General features: G+C 71.4%; 14 protein-coding genes and 1 riboswitch. Of the genes, 6 read left to right on the top strand and 8 right to left on the bottom strand.

Annotated features, from left to right (window positions below; all coding sequences use genetic code 11):
* Positions 1 to 63 precede the first annotated feature (63 nt).
* Positions 64 to 249, top strand: coding sequence for a hypothetical protein (locus Vgi01_RS00295; RefSeq protein WP_013735380.1), 186 nt, complete (start codon positions 64 to 66; stop codon positions 247 to 249).
* 155 nt (positions 250 to 404) lie between these two features.
* Here Vgi01_RS00295 and gnd read toward each other — a convergent pair whose 3' ends face one another.
* The 4 genes from gnd to Vgi01_RS00315 form a co-directional block, all read right to left on the bottom strand.
* Positions 405 to 1,850 carry an NADP-dependent phosphogluconate dehydrogenase gene (gene gnd, locus Vgi01_RS00300; RefSeq protein WP_102659181.1) on the bottom strand — a complete coding sequence of 482 codons (1,446 nt, stop codon included), beginning with the start codon at positions 1,848 to 1,850 and terminating at the stop codon, positions 405 to 407.
* A 305-nt stretch (positions 1,851 to 2,155) separates the two neighbouring features.
* The gene (locus Vgi01_RS00305; protein ID WP_102661029.1) at positions 2,156 to 2,956 is read right to left on the bottom strand and encodes an energy-coupling factor transporter transmembrane component T family protein; all 801 of its coding nucleotides are present in this window, start codon (positions 2,954 to 2,956) and stop codon (positions 2,156 to 2,158) included.
* A complete protein-coding gene (locus tag Vgi01_RS00310; RefSeq protein ID WP_204289783.1) occupies positions 2,953 to 4,371 on the bottom strand; it encodes an ABC transporter ATP-binding protein in 1,419 nt (472 codons plus the stop codon). The genes Vgi01_RS00305 and Vgi01_RS00310 overlap by 4 nt, the downstream gene beginning before the upstream one ends.
* Positions 4,372 to 4,490: 119 nt before the next feature.
* Positions 4,491 to 5,081, bottom strand: coding sequence for an ECF transporter S component (locus tag Vgi01_RS00315; protein ID WP_102661027.1), 591 nt, complete (start codon positions 5,079 to 5,081; stop codon positions 4,491 to 4,493).
* A gap of 70 nt (positions 5,082 to 5,151) precedes the next feature.
* A riboswitch (TPP riboswitch) is annotated at positions 5,152 to 5,257 on the bottom strand.
* A 322-nt stretch (positions 5,258 to 5,579) separates the two neighbouring features.
* Here Vgi01_RS00315 and Vgi01_RS00320 point away from each other — a divergent pair.
* From Vgi01_RS00320 to Vgi01_RS00340, 5 genes are all read left to right on the top strand, one after another.
* The gene (locus Vgi01_RS00320; protein ID WP_239088738.1) at positions 5,580 to 6,521 is read left to right on the top strand and encodes a permease; all 942 of its coding nucleotides are present in this window, start codon (positions 5,580 to 5,582) and stop codon (positions 6,519 to 6,521) included.
* Complete coding sequence (locus Vgi01_RS00325) at positions 6,518 to 7,243, top strand: TIGR03943 family putative permease subunit (protein ID WP_102661025.1); 726 nt, start codon at positions 6,518 to 6,520, stop codon at positions 7,241 to 7,243. The genes Vgi01_RS00320 and Vgi01_RS00325 overlap by 4 nt, the downstream gene beginning before the upstream one ends.
* Positions 7,244 to 7,269: 26 nt before the next feature.
* Positions 7,270 to 8,100, top strand: coding sequence for an alpha/beta fold hydrolase (locus Vgi01_RS00330; RefSeq protein WP_204289785.1), 831 nt, complete (start codon positions 7,270 to 7,272; stop codon positions 8,098 to 8,100).
* Positions 8,101 to 8,215: 115 nt separating this feature from the next.
* Positions 8,216 to 8,965 carry a sugar isomerase domain-containing protein gene (locus Vgi01_RS00335; protein ID WP_204289786.1) on the top strand — a complete coding sequence of 250 codons (750 nt, stop codon included), beginning with the start codon at positions 8,216 to 8,218 and terminating at the stop codon, positions 8,963 to 8,965.
* A gap of 253 nt (positions 8,966 to 9,218) precedes the next feature.
* Complete coding sequence (locus tag Vgi01_RS00340; RefSeq protein WP_102661022.1) at positions 9,219 to 9,719, top strand: DUF6328 family protein; 501 nt, start codon at positions 9,219 to 9,221, stop codon at positions 9,717 to 9,719.
* Positions 9,720 to 9,829: 110 nt separating this feature from the next.
* Here Vgi01_RS00340 and Vgi01_RS00345 read toward each other — a convergent pair whose 3' ends face one another.
* The 4 genes from Vgi01_RS00345 to Vgi01_RS00355 form a co-directional block, all read right to left on the bottom strand.
* Complete coding sequence (locus tag Vgi01_RS00345; RefSeq protein ID WP_204289787.1) at positions 9,830 to 10,465, bottom strand: hypothetical protein; 636 nt, start codon at positions 10,463 to 10,465, stop codon at positions 9,830 to 9,832.
* A gap of 342 nt (positions 10,466 to 10,807) precedes the next feature.
* A complete protein-coding gene (locus Vgi01_RS00350) occupies positions 10,808 to 11,206 on the bottom strand; it encodes a Fur family transcriptional regulator (protein WP_013735369.1) in 399 nt (132 codons plus the stop codon).
* Positions 11,203 to 11,334 (bottom strand): hypothetical protein, encoded by a 132-nt coding sequence (locus tag Vgi01_RS31090; protein WP_275409838.1) that lies wholly within the window; start codon positions 11,332 to 11,334, stop codon positions 11,203 to 11,205. The genes Vgi01_RS00350 and Vgi01_RS31090 overlap by 4 nt, the downstream gene beginning before the upstream one ends.
* Positions 11,331 to 11,630 (bottom strand): ArsR/SmtB family transcription factor, encoded by a 300-nt coding sequence (locus Vgi01_RS00355; protein WP_204289788.1) that lies wholly within the window; start codon positions 11,628 to 11,630, stop codon positions 11,331 to 11,333. Before Vgi01_RS00355 ends, Vgi01_RS31090 begins: the two co-directional genes overlap by 4 nt.
* Positions 11,631 to 11,638 lie beyond the last annotated feature (8 nt).

Below are 11,638 nucleotides of genomic sequence, written 5' to 3' on the forward strand. Positions count from 1 at the left end.
GCATAGTGTCCGCCCGGAGTGGGTACCACCGCTGGCAGCAGCCACTGACGGAGGTGAAACCACATGATCCGCAAGCGCGTTGCCCAGTGGGCGGTGATGGCCGTGGCGGTTCCGTTGGCGGCAGCGGGTGCTCGCCGGCTCAGTCACACGCTGGAGTCGCGGCGCGGCCCGTCCGGGGCCAGCCGCATGCTCACCCGGGGAGCCGACCTGCTGCGCCCCCAGAAGGCCCGGCGTCGCCGCTTCTTCTGACCCCGTAACCTGACGCGCCCTGTCCCGGTGTCCCGGGACAGGGCGCGTCAGCGTCAGCTCAGGCGTCGACCTGACGGTGTGACCCCTCAGGCCTCGACCCCGGCGCGATCGGGTGTGACCTTGGGCCTCGACCTCGGCGCGGTCCGGTGCGACCCTCAGGCCTCGACCTCGGCGCGGTCCGGGGTGGCCCACAGGGTGTGGAAGGAACCGTCGCGGTCGACCCGGCGGTAGGTGTGTGCGCCGAAGTTGTCCCGCAGACCCTGGATGAGGGCGGCGGGCAGCCGCTCGGCGCGCAGCGCGTCGAAGTAGGCCAGGGACGAGGCGAAGGCGGGGGTCGGGACGCCGGCCTGCGCCGCCTCGGCCACCACCCGCCGCCAGCTCGGCACGCCGTCGCGCACGGTGTCGGCGAACCACGGCGCCACCAGCAGGGTGGGCAGCTCCGGCTGCTCGTCGTACGCCTGCTTGATCCGGTCCAGGAAGCGGGCCCGGATGATGCAGCCGCCCCGCCAGATGCGTGCGGTGCCGCCCAGGTCGATGTTCCAGTCGTACTCGGCGCTGCCGGCACGGATCTGGTCGAAGCCTTGGGCGTACGCCACGATCTTCGAAGCCAGCAGGGCCCGGCGGACATCCTCGATGAACGCCTCGCGGTCGGTGACCTGCCACTTCTCCCCGGAGTCGGGGAAGGCCCGGACTGCGGCCTCACGCTGCCCGACGTGCCCGGACAGCGACCGGGCGAAGGTCGCCTCGGCGATGCCGGTGATCGGGATGCCCAGGTCGAGGGCGATCTGGACGGTCCACCGGCCGGTGCCCTTCTGCTCGGCCCGGTCCTGCACCACATCCACGAACGCCTCGCCGGTGGCGGCGTCGGTGTGCGCCAGCACGTCGGCGGTGATCTCGATCAGGAACGACTCCAGCTCGCCGGTGTTCCACTCCCGGAAGATCTCCGCGAGTTCCGACGGCGTCGCGCCCAGACCGGCCCGCAGCAGGTCGTACGCCTCGGCGATGAGCTGCATGTCGGCGTACTCGATGCCGTTGTGGACCATCTTCACGAAGTGCCCGGCGCCGTCCGGCCCGACGTGCTGGCAGCACGGCTCACCGTCGACCTGCGCGGCGATCTTCTCGAAGATCGGGCCGAGCTTGCGGTACGACTCGACGGAGCCGCCCGGCATGATGCTCGGCCCCCACAGTGCGCCCTCCTCACCACCGGAGACACCGGTGCCGACGAAGTGCAGGCCGTGGGCCCGCAGCGCCTCCTCCCGCCGACGGGTGTCGGCGAAGTGCGCGTTGCCGCAGTCGATGATGATGTCGCCCTCTTCGAGCAACGGCACCAACTCGTCGATCACCGCGTCGGTGGGGCCGCCCGCCTTGACCATGATGATCACTGCGCGGGGGCGCTCCAGCGCGGCGACGAAGTCCGCAAGGGACTCCGTCGGGACGAAGGTGCCCTCGTCGCCGTGCTCGGCCACCAGCGACCGGGTCCGCTCCGGCGAGCGGTTGTGCAACGCCACGGTGAACCCGTTGCGAGCCAGGTTCCGAGCCAGGTTGCGGCCCATCACCGCCAGCCCGGTCACACCGATCTGCGCCGTAGCCCGATCCGCCATCCTCGTCGCCACCTTCCGCGTCTGTCAGTAGTGCTGCGACGGTAGCGCGCTTCGATGCCCGCCCGCGTCATCCCCCACCCCTGGTCACCATGTGGTCGCCCCCCGCCCCCTCACCCCACTCTCTCCCCCCGTCCTCACACCCTCTCGCCCCGCGCCGCCCCGCGCTCTCTCGCCCCGCACCCTCTCGCCTCGTCGATCATGCAGTTTCGGTCGCCGTTACGCGGAGATTATCCCCTTTGCGGGGACGACAACTGCATGATCGACGGGAACCTAGGGACGTAGGGCGAGGGGGAGGGGGCAGGGGGTTAGGGGGTTAGGGGGGTGAAGGTGCCGAGGGTGATGCTGATGGTGAGGGCGGTGGCGGCCAGGGCGGGGGCGCAGATGAGCAGGAGCCAGTCGGCGGTGGAGAAGGGCTGGTGGCGGGCGAAGGTGCGCGGGGTGGTGGAGTCGAAGCCGCGGGCGTCCATGGCGACGGCGAGTCGGGTGCCCCGGCGGATCGCCCCGACGAGCAGGGTGAACGCGGTCGAGGCGAACAGTCGCAGCTTGGCCACCGGGTTGCGGCCGGCGTCCACGCCTCGCGCCCGGCGGGCCATGGCGATCATCTGCCACTCCTGGCTGAGCAGCGGCAACAGCCGGAACGCGGCCAGCGCGCCGATGGCGAACCGGGCCGGCGCCTTCGCGTTCTGCACAAGCGCGTCGGCCAGATCGGTCGGATCGGTGGTGGCGAAGACGATCACGCCGGGCAGCGCGACCGCGAACAGGCGTAGCACCAGGCCGAGGGCGGTGAGCAACACCGACGAGGTGACCATGATCGGGCCGGCGTCGAGCAGCACCCGTCCCGACCGGTCGGCGGCGAACAGGACCAGGGTGACAAGTACGCCACCGGCGGCGAGCAGCAGCGGCCAGGCCCGACGGAGCAGCACCCGGTACCGCAGGCCGAACAACGGCAGTACCGCCAACTCCACCGCCAGTGCGATCGCCGGCGCGACCGGATCCAGCGTCGCCAGCAGCGGGAAGGCGAACAGCAGCGCCGCCGCCAGCTTGGCCACCGGGTTGCGGCGGGCCAGCGGGGCGTCCGGCCGGGCGACCGGTTCGAAGTCGATCACGGTACGGGCCGCAGCGTCAGGGTGCGGTCGGCCAGCGCGGCCACGAAGTCGGTGTCGTGGGTGACCGTCACCAGGCCGTGGCCGGCGTCGCGCAGCTCTGCGAAGAGGTCCACCAACTCCTGCCAGGTCCGCCGGTCCTGCCCGAACGTGGGCTCGTCGCAGATCACCAGCCGGGGCGCGGTGGCCAGCGCGGTCGCGACGCTCAGCCGACGCGCCTCCCCGCCGGAGAGGGTGTACGGGTTCGCCCCGGCCAGCTTGTCCAGCCGCAGCCGTTGCAGCAGGTCGTCGACGCGCTGACGGACCACCACATCGGTGGCGCCCGTCCGGCGCGGGCCCAACGCCAGTTCGTCGAAGACCGTGCTGGTGACGAACTGGTGCTCGGGATCCTGGAACACCGAGCCGATCCGGCGCGCCAGCGCGGGCGCACGCCACCGGTGCGGTGCCGTGCGGGCGTCGGCCCCGGCCAGTTCCGTGCTGGCCGACAGTCGTCCGGTGCCGGGCTTGAGCAGCCCGCCGAGCAGCAACGCGAGGGTGGACTTGCCGGCGCCGTTGGGACCGAGCACGGCGAGCGCCTCACCGGCGCGTACGGTCAGGTTGGTCGGAGCCAGCCGGGGTGGCTGGCCGAGCCGGTCGGCGGTGAGCAGCACCTCGCCGGCCGGGGCGGCGGCCGGGCGTGGCGGGAACTGTCGACCCGGCACCCAGACGCCGTCGGCGGCGAGGGCGTCGCCGTGCGCGGCGAAGACGGCTTCCGGCGTACCGTCGGCGCGTACGCCGCCACCGGCTTCGAGCACCACCACCCGGTCCACCAGGGGCAGGGCATCGGCGATCCGGTGCTCGACCAGGATCAGTGTGGTGTCGCCGTCGACCGCGCGGGCGATCGCGGCGCGGACCAGGTCGGCACCGGCCGGGTCGAGGTTGGCGGTGGGTTCGTCGAGCAGCAGCAGGTCGGGGCGCAGCGCGAGCGCACCGGCCAGGGCGAGCCGCTGCTGTTCGCCGCCGGAGAGCGCCGCGGTGGGCCGGTCCCGGTGGTACGGGAACCCGACCCGGTGCAGCACCTCGTCCACGCGGGGCCAGATCTGTGCTGCCGGTACACCCCGGTTCTCCAGCCCGAACGCCACGTCGTCGCCGCTGCGCGCCATGACCAGTTGGGACTGCGGATCCTGAAAGACGATGCCGACCCGTTCGCGGACCTCGGCCGGTGGCCGCCCATCGATCTCGATGGTGCCCTCCTGCTCACCGGAGTCCTCCGGCAGCAGCCCCGCCAGCGCCGCCAACAGGGTGCTCTTGCCCGCCCCGGAAGGCCCGAGCAGCAACACCCGTTCCCCTCGTCGTACCCACAGGTCCACCCCGCGCACGGCCCAGGCCCGCCGCCCGGCATGCCGCCACCCGAACCCCCGCAGCCGTACCCCACCCACCCCGTACCTCCCTCCTCCCACCGTCACCCACCCACCCCGACCATCGCCGTTGATCAAGAGGTTTGCGTCTGGAATGCAGGATCGACAGACGCAAACCTCTTGATCAACAGGGGCGGGGGTCAGACGAGGGTTCGGGTGCGGCCGGAGGGGAAGCGGGACAGGGCGCCGGTACGGGCGAGGGAGTTGGTGAGGGCGTGGGCGCCGGCGCCGGCGATCACGGCGGCGCTGAGCACGGTGAACAGCGCGTACGGGATCCGGTAGCTGACCAGTTCGTACGCGGTGTTCCAGACGAAGAAGTCGAACAGCGCGGCACCGAGGCCGGTCATCGCGCCGGCGAGCAGGGCGGTCGGCAGCCGGAACGAGCGGTAGCGGAAGGCGGCGAAGGCCAGTTCCGCGCCGAGGCCCTGGATCAGGCCCTGGACGATGGTGACGCCGCCCCACTCCGAGCCCAGCAGCGCGGAGACGGTCGCCGCGACCGCCTCGCAGAACAGCGCGGCACCCGGCTTGCGGATCACCAGCCCGCCGAGCACCGCGGGGATCAGCCAGACGCCGTACATGATGGCCTGGCTGGCCGGGAAGAAGGCGAAGGCCGGGTCGACAGCCCGCCAGAGCAGGCCCCAGGCCCAGAAGATCACACCGAAGGCGACGGCGATCACCGCAGCCACGACGATGTCGATCGTGCGCCACCGGTTGGTGGTCGGCAGTTTCATGATTGCTCCCAGTCCAGTGTTCGAACCAGGTAAGACGCACGCCGCGCCCGACGGCGCCGGGCCGTGGCGGGCTGGAGGTGGACCGAACTCCCTGCGCTGGCATTACCCAGATCAGGTACGGAGGGTCTGCGGGCGAACCCGCACTCTCAGCGCTGTGCGCTCCCCTGTCGGAGGTGAAGTTGTCTCGCCGACGCTAACACCTTTGAAGATCAACAGGCAATGTGATCTACGCAGGTCACGCCGGGTGCGGCACCGGCCCTCGGGTACGCCCGTCCGCCACACCCGCCCGTTTCCGTGACATTTATCGACGTTGTCGGTGCCGGAGGGTAATCTCAGCCCGCCGAATGTCCCGGGTGAAGAGACGACAGGGTGAGCACAGACACGGATCACGCCGTACCGGCCGACGACCCGCAGGGCCGTCCCGGCGGCGTCACCACCGAGGCGCCCGCGACCCATCCGGACGGTTCCACACCATCCCGGCGATGGCTCGGCGACCGGATCGGCTCGGTGGAGGTGCTGGCCGCGCTGCTGATCCTGCTGATCATCGTCAGGGATCCGCTGGCCGGGGCGCTTGACGATCCGCGCCTGCAGACCTGGACCACGGTGTTCGTCTCGATCATGGTGCAGGCGGTGCCGTTCCTGGTCTTCGGGGTGCTGCTCTCGGCCGTGATCGCGGTCTTCGTACCCCGGTCGTTCTGGGCAAGGGCGCTGCCCCGGCACCCGGCCCTGGCGGTGCCGGCGGCCAGCGCGGCCGGCGTGGTGCTGCCCGGCTGCGAGTGCGGATCCGTGCCGATCGCCGGTTCGCTGATCCGCCGCGGGGTCACCCCGGCCGCCGCCCTGGCCTTCCTGCTCGCGGCACCAGCGGTCAACCCGATCGTGCTGACCGCCACCGCTGTCGCCTTCCCCGGCAACCCCGAGATGGTCCTCGCCCGGGGCCTCGCCAGCCTCGTGGTGGCCATGGTGATGGGTTGGCTCTGGCTGCGCCTCGGACGCACCGAGTGGATCAGGATGCCGCGCCGACCCGAGTTGGACGACCCCCGGCGCGGGCGGGCCTTCTGGGCTGCCGTCCGGCACGACGTCACCCACGCCGGTGGCTTCCTGGTGCTCGGCGCGATGGCCGCCGCCAGCATCAACGTCCTGGTGCCGGAACGCCTGCTGCAGACCCTCGCCGACAACGCCTGGCTGTCCATCCTGGCGCTGGCGGCACTCGCCGTGCTGCTCTCGCTCTGCTCCGAGGCGGACGCCTTCGTGGCGGCCTCGCTGTCGCAGTTCTCCCTCACGTCCCGACTGGTGTTCCTGGTGGTGGGACCGATGGTCGACCTCAAGCTGATCTCGATGCAGGCCGGTGTCTTCGGCCGCCGGTTCGCCTTCCGGTTCGCGCCGACCACGTTCGCGGTGGCCCTGCTGGTCGCCGCCGCCGTCGGGGCGGTGCTGCTGTGAACCGGCAGGCGCAGGCGGTGGTCCTGCTGCTGCTCGGCGGCGCGGTGCTGCGGGCCAGCCTCTCCGACCTCTACCTGCGCTACGTCAAGGAAGGGCTGCGACCGTTCCTGATCGCCGCCGGTCTGTTGCTGGTGGTCGCGGCGATCATGACCCTCTGGTACGAGCTACGCCCGGTCCTCACCCGCTCCGACGAACCTGCCGACGACCACGACGACCACACCCACCACGAACCGCGCGTCGGCTGGCTGCTCATCCTGCCCGTGCTCGGCCTGCTGCTGGTCGCCCCGCCGGCCCTCGGCTCGTACGCGGCCAACCAGTCCGGCACCGCGCTGAACGCCCCACGACAGTCGGACTACCCGCCGCTGCCCGACGCCGACCCCGCGCCGGTAAGCGTCCTCGACTACGCGGCCCGGGCACTGTTCGACCGAGGCGCCTCGATCGGCGACCGGCGGGTGCTGCTGACCGGCTTCCTCGCCACCGGCGAGGACGGCCGCCCCATCCTGGCCCGCATGGTGCTGTCCTGCTGCGCGGCCGACGGACGGCCGGTCAAGCTCGGCCTCACCGGCGACGTGCCGGCCGGTCTGCCCGACGACACCTGGGTCGAGGTGATCGGCCGGTACAGCGACCGGATCGGTCGTGACCCGGTCAACGACGCCGAGATCCCCTACCTCCAGGTCGAGTCCTGGCGGCCGATACCCACCCCCAAGCAGCAGTACGACTGACTGTCCACCTCGGTAGGCTGCGGGTCATGCACATCGACGCCCGAGGTATGCGGTTCGACGTCACGGCGGGCGGCCCGGAGCACGGTGAGCCGGTGCTGCTGCTGCACGGCTTTCCGCAGCACGCGGGCGAGTGGAACGACGTGACGCCGACCCTGCACGTGGCCGGTCTGCGCACCTACGCGGTCAACCAGCGTGGCTACTCGCCGGGCGCACGGCCGACGGAAGTCGAGGCGTACCGGTTGGCGGAGCTGGTCGCCGACGCGGCCGCCGTGCTGGACGCCCTCGGCGTCGACTCCGCCCACGTGGTGGGGCACGACTGGGGTGCCGTGGTGGCCTGGGCGCTGGCCGCCGAGCATCCGGAGCGGGTCCGCACACTGACCGCCGTCTCCGTGCCGCATCCGGCCGCCATGGCGTACGCCCTCAGCGAGGATGCGCAGCAGAAGGCGCGCTCGGCGTACATGCTGCTGTTCCGCCGGCCCGGGGTGGCCGAGAAGACGCTGCTGGGCCTGGGGGCCCGCGGGCTGCGCCGGATGCTGCGCGGTGTCGGCGACGCGGCGCGGGTGTCCGCGTACGCCGAACCGATGCGCAAGCCCGGCGCGTTGACCGCGGCGCTGAACTGGTACCGGGCGATGTCCTGGACGGACCTGGCGGCGACCGGCGCGTCGCACGTGCCGACCACCTTCGTGTGGAGTGACCGGGACGTGGCGATCGGGCGTACGGCTGCCGAGGCGTGCGTCAAGCATGTGCAGGGGGACTACCGGTTCGTCGAGATCGCCGGGGTCAGCCACTGGATTCCGGACGAGGTGCCGACGCGGCTGGCCGAGGCGATCGTGGCCCGGGTGCGCTCTGCCGCCTGAGCGCGACACGGCGTGCCGGTGTGCCTCGATGCCTGCGGCGGGCTGGCGGAGTTGCTGGCGGAAGGGCTGGGAATGGCTGGCGGGAGTTGCCGGCCGGCGAGGAAGCGGAGTGACGATGACGTTGAGTGCCGACGGCTACCTGGCCGTGGTGACCGCGACGATGAACCGGGTGGCCCAGAGTCAGCGGGACCAGGTGGCCCGCGCCGCGGACCTGATCGCCGAGGCGATCCGGGCCGACGGGGTGGTGCACGCCTTCGGCACCGGCCACTCCGAGGCGCTGGCGATGGAGATCGCCGGCCGGGCCGGTGGACTGGTGCCGACCAACCGGATCGCCCTGCGTGACCTGGTGCTGCACGGCGGAGCGTCCACCGAGGTGCTGGGGCCGAAGCTGGAACGGGACCCGTCGGTGGCCCACCGTCTCTACGAACTCGCCCCGGTCGACCCGGCCGACATCTTCGTACTCGCCTCGAACTCGGGGGTGAACGGGGCGATGGTGGAGTTCGCCTCGCTGGTGCGCGAGCGCGGCCACCGGCTGGTGGCGATCACCTCGACGGAACACTCGGCCCGGATGGAGTCCCGCCATCCGTCGGGCCGCAAGCTCGCCGACTTCGCCGACGTGGTGCTGGACAACGGCGCCCCGTACGGCGACGCGACCCTGCCGCTGCCCGACGGTGGCGCGGTCGGTGCGGTCTCGTCGATCACCGCCGCCTTGCTGGCCCAGCAGATCGTGGTGGAGGTGGTGGCCCGGCTGCTCGCGGCGGGCGAACGTCCGCCGGTCTACCTGTCCGCCAACATCGCCGGCGGCGACGCGCACAACGACACCCTGGAGGCCCGGTACGCGGGACGTATCCGCCGTGGCTCCTGAATGCCGTGGCTCCTGAATGCCGTGGCTCCTGAGTGGCGCGGCTTTTGATTGCGGTGCGGCTGCTGGGCGGTGCGGCTTTTGAGTGCGGTGCGGCTGCTGAGTGGCGTGGCGCTCTTGAGTGGCGCGGCGGGTTGGCCGGGGCACGAGGGCGGTGGTCCTGCGAACCGGTTTCGGATCGACGGCGGTGGGGCAATCAGCGTTGCCGCCGTCACCGAATCGGTCCGGCGGCAGGCCGTACCCCCGGAGGTCAGCGGTGTCCAAGGAAACCGAGAAGCAGCGGTGGCAGCGCAACTTCGCCGACCTGTTGCAAGAGTTGCGGGTCGCGCAGACCGGCGTGCAGATCCTCTTCGCCTTTCTGCTGACCCTGCCGTTCAGCAACGGCTTCGGCAGCACCAGCCCGTTCCAGCGGGACGTCTACATCGTCGCGTTGCTCGCAGCGGCCGGCGCCACCGCGATGATCATCTCGCCGGTGGCGTTCCACCGCGCGCTGTTCCGTCAGGGACGTAAACCGGAGTTGGTCCGGTTCGCGCACCTGATGGCCTCCGGCGGCCTCGCCCTGATGCTGATCGCGATGGTCAGCTCGGTCCTGCTGATCACCGACTTCGTGCTCGCCCGCCCGATCGCCTTCCTGCTCAGCGCCGTCACCGGACTCTGGTTCCTCACCTTCTGGCTGATCCTGCCGTTCTCCCGCCGCAGTTGGGGCGACGACGACATCGACGACGACGAAGACCCCAGCGGCCTGGCCAACACCTGACCCGACACCCGCCCCGCCGCCCCGCCCCGCCGGCTTGGCGCGCGCCCGCCTCGCCGTTGATCAAGAGGTTTGCGTCAGGATTCGAGCCGATGTTGACGCAAACCTCTTGATCAACGCGGCCGGGTGGCTGGGGGTGGTGGGGTACTGGGGGTGCGGAGGCCCAGGTGGCGGAGTTCGAGGGTGGCGAGGGCGGTGATGGTTTGTTCGTCGCCGTCGCGCCATGCCTGCGCCACGTCGGGGTTGATGCGGGTGAGTCGGCGTAGTGGTTGGTTGGCGAGGGCGCGCAGGGCCAGCAGGTCCTGACCGGCGGGTGCGGCGGCCAGTGTCGCCGCCGAGCCGGCCCGGCGCATCCAGCGCACCCGCAACGGCAGCCAGCCGAACAGCACCAGCCCGAGCGGGACGATCATCATCCCCACCGACAGCGCCAGGGCCAACTGGTCGACAAGTTCCTGCTGGTCGCGCCCAGCCTCGGCGAGCGAACGGGCCGCGTCCGCCGCCCGTTCGAACGGCGCCGTCAACTCGTCACCCACCAGAGGCACCCGTCCGACCTTCCCGCCGGCCTCGGCCAGGTTGTCGGCCAGCCCACCGCCGGCCCCTTCCAACTTCTGCCCGGGTACGGCCAACCTCTGCACCAGGTCGTGCAACCACAACGCGCCCCGGATCGTCGCGTAAACCCAGGCGACGACGAGTAGATCGGTGAGTACCTGCCGCAGCGCCACCGGAAAGCGATCAGCGTAAATCTTCACGCCGCCCACCCTGCCACGCCCAACCCGCCCCCGCCTCACCCACCCAGCCGCATCGATCTTGCACTTCCGGTCGCCGATTCGCCCCTTATATAGCCTTTGGGGCGACACAAAGTGCAAGATCGCGTGGGTCTGGGTGGACGCCCCACCTGCATGCGCCCTCGTCTCGCCTTCACCCGCCGTGGCGCCGTCGATCTTGCGCTTTCGGTCGCGGATATACCCCTCTCGCGGCTTTTGCGGCGACACAAAGTGCAAGATCGCGCAGGCGCAGGCGCAGGCGCAGGCGCAGGCGCAGGCGCGGGGGCGGGCGCGGGAGGCGTGGGGGCGGGGTGAGGGGGGAGGGGGTTAGGGGGTGCAGGTGGGGCAGGTGCCGAAGATTTCCAGGGTGTGGCTGACGTTGGTGAAGCCGTGTTGGGCGGCTACCTTGTCGGCCCAGGTCTCCACCGTGGGGCCGGCCACCTCGACCGTGCGACCGCAGGCCCGGCAGACCAGGTGGTGGTGATGTCCTTCGCTGCACCTGCGGTAGAGGTGCTCGCCGCCCGGCGGGCGCATCACGTCGATCTCGCCCGCGTCGGCCAGGCCCTGCAAGGTCCGGTACACCGTGGTCAGGCCGACCCGCTCGCCGCGATCCCGCAGCATCGCGTGCAGATCCTGAGCGCTGTGGAAGCCTTCCACCTCGGCCAGTAGGGCGCTCACCGCCGAGCGCTGCCGGGTGTTACGGACCGCCGTCCCACTGTCGCTCATGACGGCACTCCACTGCGCTGCTCATCACCCCGAGGCGCGGTCGCGCTGACCTGGCAGACCACGATGGTGCCGGGCTGGGCGTCGGCCTCAGGAATTGACGTTCTGAGCTGACCGGTTCGCTCGCTCATGATCCCTCCCCGGCATGGCTTACCGCGTCGGCGACGATGTGCGCAACATGTTCGTCGACCAGGGCGTACGCGATCTCCCGGCCACGCCGGGAACCGCGGACCACGCCGGCGCCGCGTAGCACCCGTAGGTGCTGGGACACCAGCGGTTGGGCGACGCCGAGCTTGTCGACCAACTCGTGCACGCAGCGCTCGCCGCCGGCCAACTCGCTGACGATGGCGAGCCGGATCGGCGCGGAGAGGGCGCGCAGGAGCTCACTGGCGCCCTCGTACGCGTCGTAGCCGGTTTCGCTGCTCACTCTGCAAC

Origin of the sequence: Micromonospora gifhornensis, from assembly GCF_016863515.1 — a bacterium.
Lineage (GTDB): Bacteria > Actinomycetota > Actinomycetes > Mycobacteriales > Micromonosporaceae > Micromonospora > Micromonospora gifhornensis.